We start from the raw sequence: 22,104 nt of genomic DNA on the forward strand, positions 1-22,104 counted from the left end.
TTTACGCGTATGACAGGCTCCGGAAGACGGTTGTTGCGCACGTATTCGGTGAACGCACTATGGCGACGCTGGGGCGTCTTATGAGCTTGCTGTCACCCTTTGACGTGGTGATATGGATGACGGATGGCTGGCCACTGTATGAATCCCGCCTGAAGGGAAAGCTGCACGTAATCAGCAAGCGATATACGCAGCGAATTGAGCGGCATAACCTGAATCTGAGGCAGCACCTGGCACGGCTGGGACGGAAGTCGCTGTCGTTCTCAAAATCGGTGGAGCTGCATGACAAAGTCATCGGGCATTATCTGAACATAAAACACTATCAATAAGTTGGAGTCATTACCCAATATGCGGACAAGTTAATTGCACGTTTTGCTAATCCGGCGCTGAAACATAAGACCTGGCAAATCGCAATGGATGGTAGCCAGAAATTACCGCAACGTATGCTGGCAGGTATTCGCATACATCTGGGGCGCGAAACGGACTGGTCGTTGCTGGCATTAGGCGTTGCTGGCTGGATGCGTTACGTCAGCGGCGTTGATGATGCCGGAAATGCCATTGATGTTCGCGATCCGCTTAGCGATAAAATTCGCGAACTTGTTGCGGGCAGCAGCAGTGAACAACGCGTAACCGCCCTGCTTTCCCTGCGTGAAGTTTTCGGTGATGATCTGCCAGATAACCCGCATTTTGTGCAGGCCATCGAACAAGCCTGGCAACAAATCGTACAATTCGGCGCACATCAGGCGCTATTAAACACCCTCAAAATTTAACGATTTCTGCGGTTAAAGCGGATGAAGCTCACCTTCGTCCGCTCTCCCCTTCTCTTTTCTGCCTTTTTTAGCCAGGATTAACGCTCAGTTAACTTACCAGAGTATTGCGGAGCCGTTGTGACCAGGACCAACCTCATCACCGGTTTTCTCGGCAGCGGGAAAACCACGTCGATTCTTCATCTGTTAGCCCATAAAGATCCCAACGAAAAATGGGCGGTACTGGTTAATGAATTTGGGGAAGTCGGAATTGATGGTGCTTTGCTCGCCGATAGCGGCGCATTGCTGAAAGAGATCCCCGGCGGCTGCATGTGCTGCGTTAATGGTTTACCCATGCAGGTAGGGTTGAATACCTTACTGCGTCAGGGAAAACCAGACCGCTTGTTGATAGAGCCGACCGGGCTGGGCCATCCGAAACAGATCCTCGATCTGTTAACCGCACCAGTCTATGAACCGTGGATAGATCTGCGCGCCACCTTGTGCATTCTCGATCCACGCTTGCTGCTGGACGAAAAAAGCGCCAGCAATGAAAACTTCCGTGACCAGCTGGCTGCCGCAGACATCATTGTCGCCAATAAATCCGACCGTGCGACGCCCGAAAGTGAGCAAGCGCTACAGCGTTGGTGGCAGCAAAATGGTGGCGATCGACAATTAATTCACAGTGAGCATGGGAAAGTTGACGGTCATCTTCTGGATTTGCCGCGTCGCAATTTAGCCGAGTTGCCCGCCAGCGCCGCGCATTCTCATCAGCATGTCGTGAAAAAAGGGTTAGCAGCGTTAAGCCTGCCAGAGCATCAACGCTGGCGTCGCAGTCTGAACAGCGGGCAAGGATATCAGGCCTGCGGCTGGATATTCGACGCTGATACGGTATTCGACACCATTGGCATTCTGGAATGGGCGCGACTTGCACCGGTGGAACGCGTCAAAGGCGTGCTGCGTATTCCCGAAGGGCTGGTACGAATCAACCGTCAGGGCGATGACCTGCACATTGAAACGCAAAACGTTGCGCCACCGGACAGCCGTATTGAGCTGATTTCCAGCAGCGAAGCTGACTGGAATGCCTTGCAGAGCGCGCTGTTGAAGCTTCGTTTAGCGACTACCGCGTAAGGTTGCCTGCGTTTTTCAGTAAGATAATTAGAGAAAATATGATTAAAAATTTGCCGCAAATAGTGTTGTTGAATATTGTCAGCCTCGCGCTGTTTCTTTCCTGGTATATTCCCGTTAATCATGGATTATGGTTGCCGATTGATGCGGATATTTTTTATTTCTTTAATCAGAAACTGGTCGAAAGTAAGGCCTTTTTATGGCTGGTTGCATTGACCAACAATCGCGCTTTCGACGGTTGTTCTCTGCTGGCGATGGGAATGTTGATGCTGAGTTTCTGGCTGAAAGAAAACGCCCCAGGCAGACGACGTATCGTGATTATTGGTCTGGTAATGCTATTAACTGCAGTGGTATTAAACCAGCTGGGTCAGGCATTAATTCCTGTAAAACGGGCCAGCCCAACATTGACGTTTACTAATATTAACCGCGTCAGCGAACTGCTCTCTGTCCCCACGAAAGATGCCTCACGAGATAGCTTTCCCGGCGATCACGGCATGATGCTGCTTATTTTTTCGGCATTCATGTGGCGTTATTTCGGTAAAGTTGCAGGTCTTATCGCCCTTATTATTTTTGTGGTTTTTGCGTTTCCCAGAGTAATGATTGGCGCACACTGGTTTACTGACATCATTGTCGGTTCGATGACCGTGATATTGATCGGTTTGCCCTGGGTGTTGCTGACGCCATTAAGTGATCGATTAATCACCTTTTTTGACAAATCACTACCGGGAAAAAACAAACATTTCCAAAACAAATAACTCACAGTAATTAACATCATCAGGTTTATTTTTATAGTGAGGATAATCCTGATGATGCGCACCGTGCTTTCATCTATCGAACGCAAAAATCATTCTCTAAGTAAATGAATGGATTGCATGCGTTTCACTCAATCGTACTTTAATTGACCAATCCCGCTTATTAACTTTCTGTATCACTTTTTCTTATAAAAAATCATGTAAAACCGCTCGCCAAGACCGCACCAATCGGGTAATCTCGAACTCGTTTTGCCTCGGCGGTAGATTATCCTCACAGCATATAATTTTGTGCGTTAGTCCACAGATTTGGCCTTAAGGAATTGTTTCAACATGCCCAGGTAATTAGTCTCGTGTCGCTTGGCATTTTTTTATAACGATATTTATCGTTAAGGACTTCAAGGGAAAACAAACAACATGGTCAAATCTCAACCGATTTTGAGATATATCTTGCGCGGGATTCCCGCGATTGCAGTAGCGGTTCTGCTTTCTGCATGTAGTGCAAATAACACCGCAAAGAATATGCATCCTGAGACACGTGCAGTGGGTAGTGAAACATCATCACTGCAAGCTTCTCAGGATGAATTTGAAAACCTGGTTCGTAATGTCGACGTAAAATCGCGAATTATGGATCAGTATGCTGACTGGAAAGGCGTACGTTATCGTCTGGGCGGCAGCACTAAAAAAGGTATCGATTGTTCTGGTTTCGTACAGCGTACATTCCGTGAGCAATTTGGCTTAGAACTTCCGCGTTCGACTTACGAACAGCAGGAAATGGGTAAATCTGTTTCCCGCAGTAATTTGCGTACGGGTGATTTAGTTCTGTTCCGTGCCGGTTCAACGGGACGCCATGTCGGTATTTATATCGGCAACAATCAGTTTGTCCATGCTTCCACCAGCAGTGGTGTTATTATTTCCAGCATGAATGAACCGTACTGGAAGAAGCGTTACAACGAAGCACGCCGAGTTCTCAGCCGCAGCTAATAAACCGTTTGGATGCAATCCCTTGGCTATCCTAACGAGTTAACTGAAAGCACTGCTTAGGCAGTGCTTTTTTGTTTTCATTCATCAGAGAAAATGATGTTTCCGCGTCTTGATCCAGGCTATAGTCCGGTCATTGTTATCTTTTAAATGTTGTCGTAATTTCAGGAAATTAACGGAATCATGTTCATACGCGCTCCCAATTCTGGACGTAAGCTCCTGCTTACCTGCATTGTAGCGGGCGTGATGATTGCGATACTGGTTAGCTGCCTTCAGTTTTTAGTGGCCTGGCATAAGCACGAAGTCAAATACGACACACTGATTATCGACGTACAAAAGTATCTCGATACCTATTTTGCCGACCTGAAATCCACTACTGACCGGCTTCAGCCGCTGACCTTAGATACCTGCCAGCAGGCTAACCCCGAACTGACCGCTCGCGCGGCGTTTAGCATGAATGTCCGTACGTTTGTGCTGGTGAAAGATAAAAAAACATTCTGTTCATCTGCGACTGGTGAGATGGACATTCCACTCAATGAATTGATTCCGGCACTCGACATTAATAAAAACGTCGATATGGCGATCTTACCCGGCACGCCGATGGTGCCGAACAAACCCGCAATCGTCATCTGGTATCGCAACCCTTTGCTGAAAAATAGCGGTGTGTTTGCCGCTCTGAATCTCAACCTGACGCCTTCTCTCTTTTATAGTTCACGGCAGGAAGATTACGATGGCGTCGCCCTCATTATTGGCAATACTGCGCTATCTACCTTTTCTTCACGTTTGATGAACGTTAATGAATTAACCGACATGCCGGTCCGTGAAACTAAAATTGCGGGCATTCCTCTGACCGTTCGGCTTTATGCGGATGACTGGACATGGAACGATGTGTGGTACGCATTTTTACTGGGCGGCATGAGTGGAACTGTCGTTGGCCTGCTCTGCTATTACCTGATGAGCGTACGTATGCGCCCCGGCAGAGAAATCATGACCGCCATCAAGCGCGAACAATTTTACGTGGCGTATCAACCGGTGGTGGATACACAAGCTTTGCGAGTAACGGGCCTGGAAGTACTGCTACGCTGGCGGCATCCTGTCGCGGGAGAAATTCCCCCGGATGCCTTCATTAACTTTGCCGAATCGCAAAAGATGATTGTGCCGCTGACTCAGCACCTGTTTGAGTTAATTGCCCGCGATGCCGCAGAATTAGAAAAAGTGCTGCCAGTAGGCGTCAAATTTGGTATTAACATTGCGCCGGACCATCTGCACAGCGAAAGCTTTAAAGCAGATATCCAGAAACTGCTCACTTCCCTGCCCGCACACCATTTCCAGATTGTGCTGGAAATTACCGAGCGCGATATGCTGAAAGAGCAAGAAGCCACACAACTCTTCGCCTGGCTGCACTCGGTCGGCGTAGAAATTGCTATTGATGACTTCGGCACCGGGCACAGCGCGCTTATCTATCTTGAGCGTTTTACGCTCGATTATCTGAAAATTGACCGTGGATTTATCAACGCCATCGGTACGGAAACGATCACTTCACCCGTACTTGACGCGGTGCTGACGCTGGCGAAACGCCTCAATATGCTGACGGTTGCTGAAGGGGTCGAAACGCCGGAACAGGCGCGATGGCTAAGCGAACGCGGCGTTAATTTCATGCAAGGCTACTGGATTAGTCGCCCGTTACCGCTGGACGATTTTGTTCGCTGGCTGAAGAAACCGTATACGCCGCAGTGGTAAGGTGTGCTTACGTCCCTTATTATTCATAGTGAAAGCATGCCGGATTGCGGCTAATGATGAGTAAAAGGAAATCCGTTGCAGATGATTGTGCGCATACTGCTGCTGTTTATCGCCCTGTTCACCTTCGGTGCGCAGGCGCAGGCTATCAAGGAAAGCTATGCCTTTGCCGTGCTGGGCGAACCCCGGTACGCATTTAATTTCAACCATTTTGATTATGTGAACCCCGCCGCGCCAAAAGGTGGGCAGATAACGTTGTCAGCCCTCGGTACCTTCGATAATTTCAACCGCTATGCACTGCGCGGCAACCCGGGCGCACGCACCGAGCAGTTGTACGACACGCTATTTACGACTTCCGATGACGAACCAGGCAGTTATTACCCGCTGATTGCTGAAAGTGCACGCTATGCTGACGATTATTCCTGGGTGGAGGTCGCTATTAATCCGCGCGCCCGTTTTCATGATGGTTCGCCCATTACTGCCCGCGATGTAGAGTTTACTTTTCAAAAATTTATGACCGAAGGCGTGCCGCAATTTCGTCTGGTCTACAAAGGCACCACCGTCAAAGCCATTGCACCGTTAACCGTGCGCATTGAGTTAGCTAAACCCGGCAAAGAAGATATGCTGAGTCTGTTTTCGCTGCCGGTATTTCCAGAAAAGTACTGGAAGGATCACAAACTTAGCGACCCGCTCGCCACGCCTCCGCTTGCCAGTGGTCCGTACCGCGTTACGTCCTGGAAAATGGGGCAAAATATTGTCTATTCCCGTGTGAAAGATTACTGGGCAGCAAACTTACCGGTAAACCGTGGACGCTGGAATTTCGACACCATTCGCTACGATTATTACCTCGATGATAATGTCGCCTTTGAAGCGTTTAAAGCAGGTGCCTTTGATTTGCGTATGGAAAACGACGCTAAAAACTGGGCCACGCGTTATACCGGTAAAAATTTCGATAAAAAATACATCATCAAAGATGAGCAAAAGAACGAATCAGCCCAGGATACGCGCTGGCTGGCGTTTAATATCCAACGTCCGGTATTCAGCGATCGCCGGGTCCGGGAAGCAATCACTCTCGCCTTTGACTTTGAATGGATGAACAAGGCGTTGTTTTACAACGCCTGGAGTCGCACAAACAGTTATTTTCAGAATACCGAATACGCGGCCAGAAATTACCCCGACGCCGCGGAGCTGGTGCTTCTGGCACCAATGAAAAAAGATCTACCGCCAGAAGTCTTCACACAAATCTACCAGCCGCCGGTATCTAAAGGCGATGGCTACGATCGTGACAACCTGTTAAAAGCCGACACACTTCTCAACGAAGCGGGCTGGGTGCTGAAGGGTCAGCAACGCGTTAATGCCACAACGGGTCAGCCACTCAGCTTTGAATTATTGCTTCCCGCAAGCAGCAATAGTCAGTGGGTATTGCCGTTCCAGCACAGCCTGCAACGGCTGGGTATCAACATGGACATTCGCAAGGTGGATAACTCGCAAATCACCAACCGCATGCGCAGTCGCGACTATGACATGATGCCGCGCCTATGGCGGGCGATGCCGTGGCCCAGTTCCGATTTACAGATTTCCTGGTCATCGGAATATATCAATTCCACTTATAATGCCCCCGGCGTGCAAAGCCCGGTTATCGACTCACTGATCAACCAAATTATTGCCGCGCAGGGAAATAAAGAAAAATTATTGCCGTTGGGGCGAGCACTGGATCGCGTATTAACGTGGAATTATTACATGCTGCCAATGTGGTACATGGCGGAAGACCGTCTCGCCTGGTGGGATAAATTCTCCCAACCCGCTGTACGCCCTGTTTACAGACTGGGTATCGATACCTGGTGGTATGACGTTAATAAAGCGGCCAAACTGCCGTCAGCCAGGCAACAGGGAGAGTAGATGGGCGCTTACCTGATTCGCCGTCTGTTGCTGGTGATCCCAACATTATGGGCGATTATCACCATCAACTTTTTCATCGTGCAAATTGCGCCTGGCGGTCCGGTCGACCAGGCCATCGCCGCCATTGAGTTTGGTAATGCCGGAGTATTACCCGGCGCAGGCGGTGAAGGTGTTCGTGCCAGCCATGCGCAAACGGGTGTCGGCAATATCAGCGACAGTAATTACCGTGGCGGACGCGGATTAGATCCAGAAGTGATCGCTGAGATCACTCATCGCTACGGTTTTGATAAGCCGATCCACGAACGTTACTTCAAAATGCTCTGGGACTACATCCGCTTTGATTTTGGTGATAGCCTGTTTCGCAGCGCCTCGGTGCTGACGCTGATTAAAGACAGTCTGCCGGTTTCCATCACCCTCGGATTGTGGAGCACGCTGATTATCTATCTGGTGTCGATTCCGTTAGGCATTCGCAAAGCTGTTCATAATGGGAGCCGCTTTGACGTCTGGAGTAGCGCATTTATCATTATCGGCTACGCCATTCCGGCCTTTTTGTTTGCCATCCTGCTGATTGTCTTCTTCGCGGGCGGCAGCTATTTCGACCTGTTCCCTCTACGCGGCCTGGTTTCCGCTAACTTTGATTCGCTGCCGTGGTATCAGAAAATCACCGATTATCTGTGGCATATCACGCTGCCGGTGCTGGCGACGGTGATTGGTGGCTTTGCGGCGCTGACCATACTGACAAAAAACTCATTCCTTGATGAAGTGCGCAAGCAATACGTGGTGACCGCGCGTGCGAAAGGGGTAAGTGAAAAAAATATTCTCTGGAAACATGTGTTCCGCAACGCCATGCTGCTGGTGATTGCCGGTTTTCCGGCGACGTTTATCAGCATGTTTTTTACCGGCTCGCTGCTGATTGAGGTGATGTTTTCACTCAATGGTCTGGGCTTACTGGGCTACGAAGCGACCGTCTCGCGCGATTATCCTGTAATGTTTGGTACCTTGTATATTTTCACCCTGATTGGCCTGCTGCTGAATATTGTCAGTGATATCAGCTATACGCTGGTTGATCCGCGTATTGATTTTGAGGGACGTTAATGTCGCGACTCAGCCCCGTCAATCAGGCCCGTTGGGCGCGTTTTCGTCATAACCGTCGCGGCTACTGGTCGTTATGGATTTTCCTCGTCTTGTTTGGTTTGAGTTTGTGTTCTGAGCTTATCGCCAACGATAAACCGTTGCTGGTACGTTATGACGGCAGTTGGTATTTCCCGTTGTTGAAAAACTACAGCGAAAGCGATTTTGGCGGCCCGCTGGCAAGTCAGGCTGATTATCAGGACCCGTGGCTGAAACAACGGCTGGAAAATAACGGCTGGGTACTGTGGGCACCGATTCGCTTTGGTGCTACCAGTATCAACTTTGCTACCGATAAGCCCTTCCCTTCTCCACCCTCCCGGCAAAACTGGCTGGGAACGGATGCCAACGGCGGCGATGTGCTGGCACGCATTCTCTATGGCACGCGGATCTCGGTTCTGTTTGGCCTGATGCTGACTCTCTGTTCCAGCGTGATGGGCGTGCTGGCGGGGGCGCTACAAGGCTATTACGGCGGTAAAGTCGATCTCTGGGGACAACGCTTTATTGAAGTATGGTCGGGGATGCCGACGCTGTTTTTGATTATTTTACTTTCCAGCGTCGTACAGCCTAACTTCTGGTGGCTGCTGGCAATTACTGTCTTGTTTGGCTGGATGAGTCTGGTCGGCGTGGTGCGGGCGGAGTTTTTACGTACTCGTAATTTCGACTACATTCGTGCGGCGCAGGCGCTTGGCGTCAGCGATCGCAGTATCATCCTGCGTCATATGTTGCCTAATGCCATGGTCGCGACCCTCACCTTTTTACCGTTTATTTTATGTAGTTCGATCACCACCCTGACCTCACTCGATTTCCTCGGCTTCGGTCTGCAGCTCGGTTCACCGTCACTCGGTGAACTGCTGTTACAAGGGAAAAATAACCTTCAGGCTCCGTGGCTTGGGATCACCGCCTTCTTGTCGGTGGCGATATTATTGTCTTTGCTGATCTTTATTGGTGAAGCCGTCCGCGACGCATTTGATCCTAATAAGGCGGTGTAGCATGACGCAAACTCTGTTAGCGATTGAAGATTTGTCGGTGGGTTTTCGCCATCAGCAAACCGTACGTACAGTAGTCAATGATGTTTCACTACAGATTGAGGCTGGCGAAACGCTGGCGCTGGTGGGTGAGTCAGGTTCAGGCAAAAGCGTTACCGCGCTGTCAATTTTACGCCTGCTCCCTTCCCCGCCGGTTGAATATCTCTCCGGCGATATTCGTTTTCGTGGCGAATCGCTGCTTCATGCCAGCGATCAAACGTTGCGCGGTGTACGCGGTAATAAGATCGCCATGATTTTTCAAGAGCCGATGGTGTCGTTAAATCCATTGCATACCCTGGAAAAACAGCTTTATGAAGTGCTTTCACTCCACCGCGGGATGCGTCGGGAAGCGGCTCGAGGCGAAATTCTTAACTGCCTTGATCGCGTTGGTATCCGCCAGGCGGCAAAACGGCTGACAGATTATCCGCATCAGCTCTCCGGCGGCGAACGCCAGCGGGTGATGATTGCGATGGCGCTGTTAACGCGACCGGAATTATTAATTGCCGATGAACCGACCACCGCACTGGACGTCTCTGTCCAGGCGCAGATTTTACAGCTGTTGCGCGAACTGCAAGGCGAGCTGAATATGGGCATGCTGTTTATTACTCATAACCTCAGCATTGTCAGAAAACTGGCCCACCGCGTGGCGGTAATGCAAAACGGTCGCTGTGTCGAGCAAAATTACGCCGCTACGCTATTTGCCTCACCCACTCATCCTTACACACAAAAGCTACTCAACAGTGAACCGTCAGGCGATCCAGTGCCGTTGCCAGAACCTGCCTCAACGTTGCTGGATGTTGAACAGCTTCAGGTTGCCTTCCCCATTCGCAAAGGGATTTTGAAGCGCATTGTGGATCATAATGTGGTGGTGAAAAACATCAGTTTTACGCTACGAGCGGGTGAAACACTGGGTTTAGTGGGCGAGTCCGGTTCCGGGAAAAGTACGACGGGACTGGCGCTGCTGCGACTGATTAATTCTCAGGGCAGCATCATCTTTGACGGTCAGCCACTGCAAAATTTAAATCGCCGCCAGCTGTTACCTATTCGTCATCGCATTCAGGTGGTATTTCAGGATCCAAACTCCTCGCTCAACCCACGACTCAACGTTTTGCAGATTATTGAGGAAGGCTTACGGGTTCACCAGCCGACGCTTTCTGCCGCACAACGCGAACAACAAGTGATAGCCGTGATGCATGAAGTGGGATTAGATCCTGAAACACGCCACCGTTATCCGGCGGAGTTCTCTGGTGGTCAGCGACAACGTATTGCAATTGCCAGGGCATTAATTCTTAAGCCCTCGCTGATCATACTTGATGAACCGACATCATCACTCGACAAAACGGTACAGGCGCAAATATTGACGCTATTGAAATCATTGCAACAAAAGCAGCAACTGGCCTATTTGTTTATCAGCCACGATTTGCACGTTGTCCGCGCGTTATGTCATCAGGTTATCGTACTGCGACAAGGGGAAGTAGTGGAACAAGGACCGTGCGCGCGCGTGTTTGCCGCACCGCAGCAGGAGTATACGCGTCAGCTACTGGCGTTGAGCTGACGCTTAAAAAGGATTGTAGTTTGAAAAGGGTTCGGCAATTGCCACACCAAAATTTTTCAATCGGCATGTTGCAGCAAACTCGTCCTGGCGATTTACAAACAGGCACGGCTCACCTTCACACTCCAGCACCGAACACGGAACTTCGATGTCGCTTAACGCCTGGCTTAGTTTGTACATCACCGACCATGCATTATCACCATCCGGGCTAAGCAATTTAAGCGCCACCAGGCTGTTGTCACCGCACGGTCCATTTTGCGGAATCGGTTCAACCTTCGAACCTGCGAAACCAGCAGACCAGCGAAAGTTCTGCGGTAGACGATGGACGATTGAGAGTTGTAATGAAGTCACTTATTTTCCCCGGAAGCACATTTACTTCACAATTTGTTTACATCAATTTTAACACATCATCAACAATCCGTCTTTATACAGATCGTAAAGATTGATGCCTCGCCTGCGTGGCCTCTATGGCTCTGATTTAAGTAATATCTGCGGGCGTGGTCACGTTTGCGGGGCTATATGTACCCGTTTCTGCGATCTAACTCAACCTTTTTAACTACAATGATGTGACTTTTTACATAAATTGATTTTACATAAAATAAACATATATCGGGGGAATGATAGATTTGTGGTTGACATGCATCAACAAAGGAAGCCTTTTAGCTTCCTCGTTGTGCAATAGATCACCGTTTTTTCGGTCGACTGGCGTACAGACAGAAGAGAATGGAGCTGCTTGCGCAGAATGCAATTGACCAAATCATCGGCCATGCAGAGTTAAAGGTCGCAAGAGAAAGCAATGCGCCAACAATTGCCCCTATGCCAAAACGGAAGGTTCCTGCCAGCGAAGATGCCGTTCCCGCCATATGGGGAAACTCATCAAGAATGACCGCCATCGCATTGGATGACACCATCGACACACAGCCCACAAACGCCGCAACGCCAACCACCAGCGACCAGAATCCCAGCCCCAGCAGCGCACTGATGACCATCCACGCTGCCATAATAAATTGTATCCACAACCCCGAGCGGAACATATTTAACGCGCCAATGCGGCGAACGAAGCGGCTGTTAAAGATGGTCATCACGAACAGGAAAACAATGTTTAGTGCAAAGTAATAACCAAAGTTTTCCGGCGCGACGTGGTTAATTTCAATGTAGACAAACGGTCCGGCGCTCAGGAACGAGAACATTCCGGCAAAGCTGAAACCGCTGGCCAGCATATAACTCAGGACACGCTTATGACGGAACAGCGCCGCAAAGTTACCAATAGTAGTACGAATGTGAAAAGGCTGGCGACGCTCCGGTGGTAAGGTTTCTTTGATCAGAAAGAAGATCATTGCCGAAGCCAGAATCGCCGCCACGGCGAGGATCCAGAAGATGTAATGCCAGCTCAGCCACACCAGCACCCAGCCGCCAACTATCGGTGCCATCAGCGGTGCAATGGTCGTCACCAGCATGACACCGCGAGAACTCTTCTTTCGGGTAGATATCACGCATCAAAGCGTTGATAACCATGCTGGCCGCAGCCGCAGCCAGCCCGTGGAAAAAACGCATCACAATCAGCTGATCGATGGTTTGTGCCAACGCACACGCCACCGCGGCGGCGGCAAACACCAGCGTACCGCCGAGCACCACCGGCTTACGCCCGAAGCTGTCTGCCATCGGCCCGTAGATTAACTGCCCCAACGCAAAGCCCAGAATATAAGTACTGAGGGTCATCTGCGTACTGCCCGCCGGTACGCCAAACTGCGCTGAAATTACCGGTAGCGCGGGCAGATACATATCAATCGACAGCGGCATCAACATGGCCAGCAGGCCAAGGATAAAAACAATAGCAAACGACGAATGCTGTCGGGTGGTCACAACGGGCTCCTGAAAGTCATTGAAAAGTTAGACGACGCTGGCAATTTCTTCTTCAGTTAACGGACGATATTCACCGGGGGCTAAATCAGCATCCAGCGTAATACCGCCAATACGTTCACGATGCAGCTCAACCACGTGGTTACCCACGGCGGCGAACATGCGTTTCACCTGATGATAACGCCCTTCGCTGATGGTCAGACGAACCTGCGTTGGGGTAATCACTTCCAGCACCGCAGGCTTAGTGAGATCTTTTTCGTTATGCAGCTGCACGCCTTTAGCAAATTGCTCTGCCGTATCGTCAGCTACAGGTGATTCCAGTGTCACCAGATAGGTCTTCTCGCAATGATGGCGCGGAGAAGTAATGCGGTGCGACCACTGACCATCATCAGTCATCAGCACCAGACCGGTGGTATCGATATCCAGACGTCCTGCGGCGTGCAGTTTCCAGGCTACCGGTTCATCCAGAAAATAGAGCACCGTTGGGTGATCAGGGTCGTCCGTGGAGCAAACATAGCCCTGAGGCTTATTGAGCATGAAGTAACGTGGACCATGTTGCTGCGCCAGCGGGTTGCCATCGTAAGCGACATCATGTTCAGGAAGCAGTTTGAACGCTGCATTACGAACAATTTCGCCATCGACGGTGACACGATTGCCGCGGATTTCACGCCCGGCAATAGCACGGCTAACGCCGAGTTGCTGTGCGATAAATTTATCAAGTCGCATGTGTGTGATTTTGCCTGTAAAAACGGAGGTCGGGCATTGACCCGAAAATCTGAACTGTTGTCTGCCCAGTATAGCGGTCTAATAACATCCCTCAAGGGAAAAAGATCCATGGCATACTATTAGCAGAATAATCTACCTACGCGAGACCATGATTTTTACACTCCGCCCATATCAGCAAGAAGCCGTGGATGCCACGCTCAACCATTTTCGTCGTCATAAAACCCCTGCCGTTATCGTGCTGCCCACCGGCGCAGGTAAAAGCCTGGTGATTGCCGAACTGGCACGGCTGGCGCGTGGTCGTGTTCTGGTGCTGGCACACGTCAAAGAACTGGTGGCGCAAAACCATGCAAAGTATCAGGCGCTGGGGCTGGAAGCCGATATTTTTGCCGCTGGGTTAAAGCGCAAAGAGAGCCACGGTAAAGTGGTATTTGGCAGCGTGCAGTCGGTCGCTCGTAATCTTGATGCCTTTCAGGGTGAATTTTCGCTGTTGATTGTCGATGAATGCCACCGTATTGGTGACGATGAAGAGAGCCAGTATCAGCAAATCCTCACTCACCTGACTAAAGTGAATCCCCACTTACGCCTGCTGGGGCTGACTGCCACGCCTTTTCGATTGGGCAAAGGCTGGATCTACCAGTTCCATTATCACGGCATGGTACGCGGCGATGAGAAAGCCCTTTTCCGTGACTGCATTTATGAGCTGCCGCTGCGTTATATGATTAAACACGGCTATCTGACGCCGCCAGAACGACTGGATATGCCAGTAGTGCAATACGATTTCAGCCGCTTGCAGGCACAGAGTAACGGGCTGTTCAGCGAAGCTGATCTCAACCGTGAGCTGAAAAAACAGCAACGCATTACGCCACATATCATCAGCCAGATCATGGAGTTCGCCGAAAAGCGCAAAGGGGTAATGATTTTCGCCGCCACCGTTGAACACGCAAAAGAGATTGTGGGATTACTGCCTGCCGAAGATGCAGCACTGATTACTGGCGACACCCCCGGCGCTGAGCGCGATGTGTTAATTGAAGATTTTAAAGCCCAGCGTTTTCGCTATCTGGTCAACGTCGCGGTACTGACCACCGGATTTGACGCCCCGCACGTCGATCTTATCGCCATTCTGCGTCCTACCGAATCAGTGAGTCTTTACCAACAAATTGTCGGGCGCGGTCTGCGTCTCGCTCCTGGCAAGACTGATTGCTTAATTCTTGATTATGCGGGTAATCCTCACGACCTCTACGCGCCGGAAGTTGGTACACCGAAAGGCAAAAGTGACAACGTCCCGGTACAGGTTTTCTGCCCTGCCTGCGGTTTTGCCAACACCTTTTGGGGGAAAACGACCGCCGACGGGACATTGATTGAACACTTTGGTCGTCGCTGTCAGGGATGGTTTGAAGATGACGACGGCCATCGCGAACAGTGTGACTTCCGTTTCCGTTTTAAAAATTGCCCGCAATGTAACGCGGAAAACGATATTGCCGCCCGCCGCTGCCGCGAATGTGACACGGTACTGGTTGATCCGGATGATATGTTAAAAGCGGCGCTACGACTGAAAGACGCGCTGGTATTACGCTGTAGCGGCATGTCTTTACAGCATGGGCACGACGAGAAAGGCGAATGGTTGAAAATCACCTATTACGATGAAGACGGCGCGGATGTGAGTGAGCGTTTCCGTCTGCAAACGCCCGCCCAGCGAACTGCCTTCGAGCAGCTTTTTATCCGCCCGCATACGCGCACACCGGGCATCCCTCTGCGCTGGATCACCGCCGCCGATATCCTCGCCCAGCAAGCCTTACTGCGACATCCGGATTTTGTCGTCGCCCGCATGAAAGGTCAGTACTGGCAGGTGCGTGAAAAAGTGTTCGATTACGAAGGTCGTTTTCGTCGGGCGCACGAATTACGCGGTTAATGGTAGTTTTGATTGATGTATAAGGCGATTGAGTATAGAATCTCGCCCGCTTTTGCATACGCAAAGCAGATCACTTACCTGTTGCTGGGTCGCCTGTAGCAGGATTAATTTAAGAGAGAAAGAAATGTTTACTATCAACGCAGAAGTACGTAAAGAGCAGGGTAAGGGTGCGAGCCGCCGCCTGCGTGCCGCTAACAAGTTCCCGGCAATCATCTACGGTGGCAAAGAAGCACCGCTGGCTATCGAGCTGGATCACGACAAAGTCATAAACATGCAAGCTAAAGCTGAATTCTACAGCGAAGTTCTGACCATCGTTGTTGACGGTAAAGAAATCAAAGTTAAAGCTCAGGACGTACAGCGTCACCCGTACAAACCGAAGCTGCAGCACATCGACTTCGTTCGCGCTTAATTGCTGAATAAGTTGTAAAAAACCCCGCTCCGGCGGGGTTTTTGTATCTGCAGATTATGCCTGATTACGGTATTGCTATTTTTTGCAGGCCAGATAAGGCGTTCACGCCGCATCTGGCATTCAGAACACAAAACCGATTAATTGCCGCCAGACGTCCGGCGCTGCAATTGGTCGCGCAAATTCGGCGGCGTGCCTTTAATGGTCAAAGTATCGGTTGCTGGATCCCAGAAGATGCGTTCACCTAACAGCATCGCATCAAAGTTAATAGTCAAGCCACCGCCGCTACCGGCAAACTTCGTCAACTGACGCAGTGTGCTACGGTCTGCCGGGAAGCTCTCTTCCAGTTCGTAGCCTTTTTCAGCCGCAAACTTCGTGAAGCTCACTTCGCTTACGCCTGCCAGCTCTTTCGACAGCGATTCCAGTTCGATCTCTTCGCCTGCCTGCAGCTGCTCATTACAGTAGCTATAAACCTGCTGGCGCACGTTCTGTCGCTCTGCTTTATCCAGTTGTGCTTCGGCAGTGAAATCATCAACCGCTTGCAACAGCCCACGGTTTTGCGCTTTCGCGTTCAATCCTTCGCTGGCCCCGAGGAAATCCATAAAGAAATCCGCCACTTTGCGCCCTACTCGCCCTTTCAGGAAAGTGAGATAGCGGGTGGACTCTGGATTGGTTTCCCATTCGGTTAAATCGATACGCGCAACAATATCCGCATGATTGATATCAAGATAATGGGTTGGGTTGATGTCGAGATTTTCGTTAACGCGCATACTGCTCAGGTTGCTCAGAACTGCCACCAGCAGATACTCCACCGCCAGATAACGGTAGTGGCAAAACAGCACGAATCCACCGTCAGCAAAAGGATATTTCGCTAATTCGTCACGCAGGCGCCCGGTTGCCGCGCGGCTAAATGCCAGAAAGTCCTCTTCGCCCTGACGCTGTAAGCGCAGCGTCTGCGCCAGTTCACTCTCTTCGCTAAACAAGCCGTAAGCTTTATTTTTGGCGCTATAGACCCGATGCAGTTCTGCCACCATCTCAACGACGGTTTCTGTCGGTTCCAGCAATGAATCGCGCAACACCAGCTCAAGGTTCTGCTCATCACGCTTGATAAGCTGGTGCAGAGCAATCTGGTTGATATCCAGACTCATGATAAACTCTCCTTTAAGACCGGGCGGTATTCAACCACCGCCGGTTAAGCGACGCAATAAAAGATGGCGGTCATTTTACAGAAGGCAGCGTAACGAGAATGATTTAACGCATAAAAAAGCAGAAAAAAAACCGTTGCTACGGTAATATGTTGCCCTTTCATCAACTAACTGATTTCGATTTATGCCACAAATTTCCCGCTACAGTGATGAACAGGTTGAACAATTGCTCGCAGAGCTGCTCAACGTACTGGAAAAACATAAGGCTCCGACCGACCTTTCCCTGATGGTGTTAGGCAACATGGTCACTAACCTTATCAACACCAGCATTGCCCCGGCCCAACGCCAGGCAATTGCCAACTCTTTTGCCCGCGCCTTACAGTCCTCTATCAACGAAGACAAAGCGCACTAAGGGAAACAGATAACAGGTTATGGTAACTCATCGTCAGCGCTACCGTGAAAAAGTCTCCCAGATGGTCAGTTGGGGGCACTGGTTTGCACTGTTCAATATTCTGCTTTCGCTCGTCATTGGCAGCCGTTACCTGTTTATCGCCGACTGGCCGACAACGCTTGCTGGTCGCATTTATTCCTACGTAAGCATTATCGGCCATTTCAGCTTCCTGGTGTTCGCCACCTACTTGCTGATCCTCTTCCCGCTGACCTTTATCGTCGGCTCCCAGAGGCTGATGAGGTTTTTGTCCGTCATTCTGGCAACGGCGGGAATGACGCTATTACTGATCGATAGCGAAGTCTTTACTCGTTTCCATCTCCATCTTAATCCCATCGTCTGGCAGTTGGTTATCAACCCAGACGAAAATGAGATGGCGCGCGACTGGCAGCTGATGTTCATCAGCGTGCCGGTTATTTTATTGCTTGAACTGGTGTTTGCGACGTGGAGCTGGCAAAAGCTGCGCAGCCTGACGCGTCGTCGACGCTTCGCGCGCCCGCTGGCCGCATTCTTATTTATCGCCTTTATCGCCTCGCATGTGGTGTATATCTGGGCCGATGCCAACTTCTATCGCCCGATCACCATGCAGCGCGCTAACCTGCCGCTTTCGTACCCGATGACGGCGCGACGTTTCCTTGAGAAGCATGGCCTGCTTGATGCGCAGGAGTATCAACGCCGTCTTATTGAGCAAGGTAATCCAGACGCCGTTTCCGTACAGTATCCGTTAAGCGAACTGCGCTATCGCGATATGGGCACCGGGCAGAATGTGCTGTTGATTACTGTCGATGGCCTGAACTACTCACGCTTCGAGAAGCAGATGCCTGCGCTGGCAGGTTTTGCTGAGCAAAATATTTCGTTCACGCGCCATATGAGCTCCGGCAACACTACAGACAACGGCATCTTTGGCCTGTTCTATGGCATCTCGCCGAGCTATATGGACGGCATTCTGTCGACCCGTACCCCTGCGGCGTTAATTACTGCGCTTAATCAGCAAGGCTATCAGCTGGGATTATTCTCGTCAGATGGCTTTACCAGTCCGCTGTATCGCCAGGCATTGTTGTCAGATTTCTCGATGCCGAGCGTACGCACCCAATCCGACGAGCAGACCGCCACGCAGTGGATCAACTGGCTGGGCCGCTACGCACAAGAAGATAACCGCTGGTTCTCGTGGGTCTCTTTCAATGGCACTAACATTGACGACAGCAATCAGCAGGCATTTGCACGGAAATATAGCCGGGCGGCAGGCAATGTCGATGACCAGATCAACCGCGTGCTCAATGCACTGCTTGATTCTGGCAAACTGGACAATACGGTTGTGATTATCACTGCCGGTCGGGGTATTCCGCTGAGCGAAGACGAAGAAACCTTTGACTGGTCCCACGGTCATCTGCAGGTGCCATTAGTGATTCACTGGCCAGGCACGCCGGCGCAGCGTATTAATGCGCTGACTGATCATACCGATCTGATGACGACGCTGATGCAACGCCTGCTACATGTCAGCACACCTGCCAGCGAATATTCGCAAGGTCAGGATTTGTTCAACCCTCAACGCCGTCATTACTGGGTCACTGCAGCGGATAACGATACGCTGGCAATTACCACCCCGAAAAAGACGCTGGTGCTGAACAATAACGGTAAATACCGCACTTACAACTTACGTGGTGAAAGAGTGAAAGATGAAAAACCACAGTTAAGTTTGTTATTGCAAGTGCTGACAGACGAGAAGCGTTTTATCGCTAACTGATTAATTATAAATCAGTTAGCGAAATATCTTACTTGCAATCGGTGTGGAAAACGGTAGTATTAGCAGCCACGAGTCGGCACGTAGCGCAGCCTGGTAGCGCACCGTCATGGGGTGTCGGGGGTCGGAGGTTCAAATCCTCTCGTGCCGACCAAAAATCCCAAGAAAAAACCAACCTTTACGGTTGGTTTTTTTATATCTGCAATTAATTTGATAAACAGACCGTGACACATCACAGCCTGTTTATTTTCTGTTATCAGAACGTCCAGACCACTCCCGCCTGAGTATTCCACGGCGATTCTACCCCTGCGCCATTGCCATAGCTGACTGACAAATGACCGCTTAACGTCGGGGTAAACGATGACCTTATCCCAGCCTGATAAACGCCAGGGGTTCCAGCCACATCATTATTAAATTTGCCATCGTCATTAACTTTCACATGGTTAGAATCGGCGTATTCCTGACGTACGGCGGCTTTCAGCCAGGGTTCCAGCGTCGTACCATTTTGCAGGTCCATGTGATAGCTTACCGCCGTTCCCGCTTCAGCGCGTAATATCCGGGTATTTCCCACATCAGCGCGCATGCCGTTTGATAACGTGTAGTCCTGACCATCTGTGGTAAAGCCGGTAAAGGCCAGATAGGGTCTAACACTCCACAATCCGTCAACCCAACGGAACCCGCTCTCAACATGAGCACCCGCGCCGTTACTATTGTAATCGCCAAACGCTGTTGCCCCATTACTCATCTTGCCATGGATGGTGTTGGCAAAACGGTCAACTTTCACCACCCCATCAACATAGGCACCGTTCTGATGCTCCCAACCGGCATAAGCCCCCAGGGTATAGCTATCGATATTACCTTTTCCGCCGCGATCAAAACCAATATCAGAATGAGAGTAACCAAAGAACAAGCCGCGAATTGTACTGCTTTCTTCACGGGAGAAACGGCTATCGATACCGAGCGTCAGGCCCGTCAATGTTTGCTCAAAACCAGCTCCCGCATCAGTGGTCACGTTGTTGCGGGTGTTAATTGCCGAACTCCACATCGCCGTATCGTAACTAACGCTTTTTACGCTACCAAGACGCTCACGCACGGTGTCCAGTTCTGCATCAAATACCAGCGGTTGTGCGGCCGCCATATTCAGCACATCAGTGGTTGAAGGGGTAATTTGCGCGCGATTCTCTGCCAAACTCCAGCTATGGTTGCCATTATCCAGCAAGGTATATTCATACGTACCGATATCAACAACGCCTCCGGCATTGCCCAACGTAAATGCAGCATCACCGCCGCCCGTTGTTACCAGTGTAAGGCTATCTCCTGCTGCCGGGCTGGCACCGGTGTCCGTCACGAATATTTTGAAATCACCTGTTGCCTGACCGGTGACGTTGAGCTGATCGCTCTGATGATTAGCCATATCGGTACGCATATAAAAATTGCCGTTTCCCGACAGGGTATTGGTGGTCAACGTAATGAAATTTTCCGCACTTGCCGTCACTGATGAACGAGTCACTGGCTCATCCATCATAATCACATTTGCGTCAGACATCGCAAGGTTGGCTAAGTTGAGGAGGGTGTTTTGGTTCGTCGTAGTGATATCGGCAATGATGGCCCATACGCTATTTTCGAGCGAAACGTCCGCTTTGCTGGTATCCACGGCACCATGCGTTCTAAAAGAAGCGCCCTCAGAAACCACTACCTTACCCACCAACATAGCGGGTGCATAATTTATTTGCGGCTTCATGACCTCAAGAATGCCATCATTCCCTCTGACTGACACGTTAACCATTGTGCCAGCCCAGACATTAGCGCGGCCATTGTTGATAACCATATTTTCAGAGATGGCTTTAGAGGAATACGTGATACTTCCATTCTGGTCTGATCGACCGAGATCATATACCGCATTTGCCTGCACTTTCGTACCAGTATCCTTTCCCAGCGATTGCATAGTGGCATGCTCATCAAGGATAGTATCAATGGCCTGCGTGTCCTCCATAACAATGAGCCCGGAACCATCATCCAGTTCATAATTTTTTGACACACCATCTTTTATACTAAATTGGCCTTTACTGTTTGTACCACTCACTTCCAGCGCATTCGTTGAGACAATTAATTTTCCGCCTGCTTTTTTATCAACGCCAGTTGCAGTCCCGCCATCCATAACCTCCAGTAAGCCGCCACTATCTACAGTAGTATTATAAGCGAAGTCATTTTCTTCAACTCGCAAACTTCCGCCGTTTTCCAACAGCATATTGTTAGCAATACCATTCTTGATTTCGAACTGACCGAGACGGTTTGTTCCGAATGCCTCCATGACCCGCGTGCTTGCTTTAATAGCACCGCCTGCTTTCTGATCTACCGCAATCGCTAATCCCCCCTCTTTAACCTCCAGTAATCCTCCCTTTTCGATAGCGGCAAGGACGGTAATCCCATATTTTTCAACGATTAAGCGCCCGCCTTTAATCGTGGGATCATTCGCTGCGCCATAAACCTGTAGCACACCATTATTGAGGGTAGTCTGGTTTGCCGCGCCACCCATTTGAACAATTTGATAACCGTCATTTAATACTGAGTATTCTGCGGTACCATTCATTTCAATGTACTGATACCCTCCGTTAATTGGTAATGCTGCCAACTTACTGATTTAGTGTATGATGGTGATTTTAAGGTGCTTGCGTGGCTTCCATTTCCATCAGATGTCCTTCCTGCTCCGCTACTGAAGGCGTGGTGCGTAACGGCAAAAGCACTGCCGGACATCAGCGCTATCTCTGCTCTCATTGCCGTAAAACATGGCAACTACAGTTCACTTACACCGCCTCTCAGCCCGGTACGCACCAGAAATCATTGATATGGCCATGAATGGCGTCGGATGTCGCGCCAGTGCACGCATTATGGGCGTTGGCCTCAACACGGTTTTACGTCACTTAAAA

General features: G+C 50.3%; 16 protein-coding genes, 1 tRNA gene and 4 pseudogenes. 16 read left to right on the plus strand and 5 right to left on the minus strand.

The window, feature by feature from the left end:
• The 10 genes and pseudogenes from BFF42_RS21475 to yejF all read left to right on the plus strand — a co-directional run.
• Positions 1–326 (plus strand): annotated as a pseudogene (locus BFF42_RS21475) (IS1-like element IS1B family transposase); the annotation flags it as partial.
• 9 nt (positions 327–335) lie between these two features.
• Positions 336–767 (plus strand): annotated as a pseudogene (locus BFF42_RS21480) (mannitol dehydrogenase family protein); the annotation flags it as partial.
• 117 nt (positions 768–884) lie between these two features.
• Positions 885–1,871 carry a zinc-binding GTPase YeiR gene (gene yeiR / locus BFF42_RS21485; RefSeq protein ID WP_000198822.1) on the plus strand — a complete coding sequence of 329 codons (987 nt, stop codon included), beginning with the start codon at positions 885–887 and terminating at the stop codon, positions 1,869–1,871.
• A gap of 38 nt (positions 1,872–1,909) precedes the next feature.
• Positions 1,910–2,623, plus strand: a complete 714-nt coding sequence (lpxT, locus tag BFF42_RS21490) for a Kdo(2)-lipid A phosphotransferase (RefSeq protein WP_039059127.1) — start codon at positions 1,910–1,912, stop codon at positions 2,621–2,623.
• A 411-nt stretch (positions 2,624–3,034) separates the two neighbouring features.
• On the plus strand, positions 3,035–3,601 hold the full coding sequence (gene mepS, locus BFF42_RS21495; protein ID WP_000241011.1) for a bifunctional murein DD-endopeptidase/murein LD-carboxypeptidase: 567 nt from the start codon (positions 3,035–3,037) through the stop codon (positions 3,599–3,601).
• Positions 3,602–3,781: 180 nt separating this feature from the next.
• Entirely contained in the window at positions 3,782–5,338 is a 1,557-nt protein-coding gene (locus tag BFF42_RS21500; RefSeq protein WP_000470573.1) for a cyclic di-GMP phosphodiesterase, read from the plus strand.
• 81 nt (positions 5,339–5,419) lie between these two features.
• The gene (locus tag BFF42_RS21505) at positions 5,420–7,234 is read left to right on the plus strand and encodes an extracellular solute-binding protein (RefSeq protein ID WP_012421398.1); all 1,815 of its coding nucleotides are present in this window, start codon (positions 5,420–5,422) and stop codon (positions 7,232–7,234) included.
• On the plus strand, positions 7,235–8,329 hold the full coding sequence (locus tag BFF42_RS21510) for a microcin C ABC transporter permease YejB (RefSeq protein ID WP_000501594.1): 1,095 nt from the start codon (positions 7,235–7,237) through the stop codon (positions 8,327–8,329).
• Complete coding sequence (locus tag BFF42_RS21515) at positions 8,329–9,354, plus strand: ABC transporter permease (protein WP_000088919.1); 1,026 nt, start codon at positions 8,329–8,331, stop codon at positions 9,352–9,354. Before BFF42_RS21510 ends, BFF42_RS21515 begins: the two co-directional genes overlap by 1 nt.
• A 1-nt stretch (position 9,355) precedes the next feature.
• On the plus strand, positions 9,356–10,945 hold the full coding sequence (gene yejF, locus BFF42_RS21520; RefSeq protein WP_000194881.1) for a microcin C ABC transporter ATP-binding protein YejF: 1,590 nt from the start codon (positions 9,356–9,358) through the stop codon (positions 10,943–10,945).
• Positions 10,946–10,948: 3 nt separating this feature from the next.
• Here the strand turns inward: yejF and BFF42_RS21525 are convergent, their stop codons facing one another.
• The 3 genes and pseudogenes from BFF42_RS21525 to rsuA all read right to left on the minus strand — a co-directional run bounded on the left by BFF42_RS21525 (position 10,949) and on the right by rsuA (position 13,528).
• A complete protein-coding gene (locus tag BFF42_RS21525; protein WP_000202791.1) occupies positions 10,949–11,293 on the minus strand; it encodes a YejG family protein in 345 nt (114 codons plus the stop codon).
• 332 nt (positions 11,294–11,625) lie between these two features.
• Positions 11,626–12,805, minus strand: a pseudogene (gene bcr / locus BFF42_RS21530) (multidrug efflux MFS transporter Bcr).
• Between the two features lie 27 nt (positions 12,806–12,832).
• Positions 12,833–13,528, minus strand: coding sequence for a 16S rRNA pseudouridine(516) synthase RsuA (rsuA, locus tag BFF42_RS21535; protein ID WP_001234850.1), 696 nt, complete (start codon positions 13,526–13,528; stop codon positions 12,833–12,835).
• A gap of 148 nt (positions 13,529–13,676) precedes the next feature.
• Here rsuA and radD point away from each other — a divergent pair, with 148 nt between their 5' ends.
• Positions 13,677–15,437 carry a DNA repair helicase RadD gene (gene radD / locus BFF42_RS21540; RefSeq protein ID WP_000578079.1) on the plus strand — a complete coding sequence of 587 codons (1,761 nt, stop codon included), beginning with the start codon at positions 13,677–13,679 and terminating at the stop codon, positions 15,435–15,437.
• A gap of 124 nt (positions 15,438–15,561) precedes the next feature.
• On the plus strand, positions 15,562–15,846 hold the full coding sequence (rplY, locus tag BFF42_RS21545; RefSeq protein WP_000494180.1) for a 50S ribosomal protein L25: 285 nt from the start codon (positions 15,562–15,564) through the stop codon (positions 15,844–15,846).
• A 137-nt stretch (positions 15,847–15,983) separates the two neighbouring features.
• Here rplY and yejK read toward each other — a convergent pair whose 3' ends face one another.
• Positions 15,984–16,991, minus strand: a complete 1,008-nt coding sequence (yejK, locus tag BFF42_RS21550) for a nucleoid-associated protein YejK (protein ID WP_000050791.1) — start codon at positions 16,989–16,991, stop codon at positions 15,984–15,986.
• A 181-nt stretch (positions 16,992–17,172) separates the two neighbouring features.
• On the opposite strand from yejK, the gene BFF42_RS21555 reads away from it, so the two are divergent.
• The 3 genes from BFF42_RS21555 (at position 17,173) to BFF42_RS21565 (ending at position 19,331) form a co-directional block, all read left to right on the plus strand.
• The gene (locus tag BFF42_RS21555) at positions 17,173–17,400 is read left to right on the plus strand and encodes a YejL family protein (RefSeq protein WP_001135667.1); all 228 of its coding nucleotides are present in this window, start codon (positions 17,173–17,175) and stop codon (positions 17,398–17,400) included.
• A 19-nt stretch (positions 17,401–17,419) separates the two neighbouring features.
• A complete protein-coding gene (gene yejM / locus BFF42_RS21560) occupies positions 17,420–19,180 on the plus strand; it encodes an LPS biosynthesis-modulating metalloenzyme YejM (RefSeq protein ID WP_000256196.1) in 1,761 nt (586 codons plus the stop codon).
• Between the two features lie 74 nt (positions 19,181–19,254).
• Positions 19,255–19,331: transfer RNA gene (locus BFF42_RS21565), tRNA-Pro, on the plus strand.
• 102 nt (positions 19,332–19,433) lie between these two features.
• On the opposite strand, the gene yejO is transcribed toward BFF42_RS21565, so the two are convergent.
• Positions 19,434–21,767, minus strand: a complete 2,334-nt coding sequence (gene yejO / locus BFF42_RS21570) for an autotransporter YejO (protein ID WP_072037204.1) — start codon at positions 21,765–21,767, stop codon at positions 19,434–19,436.
• 83 nt (positions 21,768–21,850) lie between these two features.
• On the opposite strand from yejO, the pseudogene BFF42_RS21575 reads away from it, so the two are divergent.
• A pseudogene (locus tag BFF42_RS21575) lies at positions 21,851–22,104 on the plus strand (IS1-like element transposase); the annotation flags it as partial.

The sequence above is a fragment of the Shigella sp. FC1661 genome (assembly GCF_001712525.1).
In the GTDB taxonomy this organism is placed as follows: domain Bacteria; phylum Pseudomonadota; class Gammaproteobacteria; order Enterobacterales; family Enterobacteriaceae; genus Escherichia; species Escherichia coli.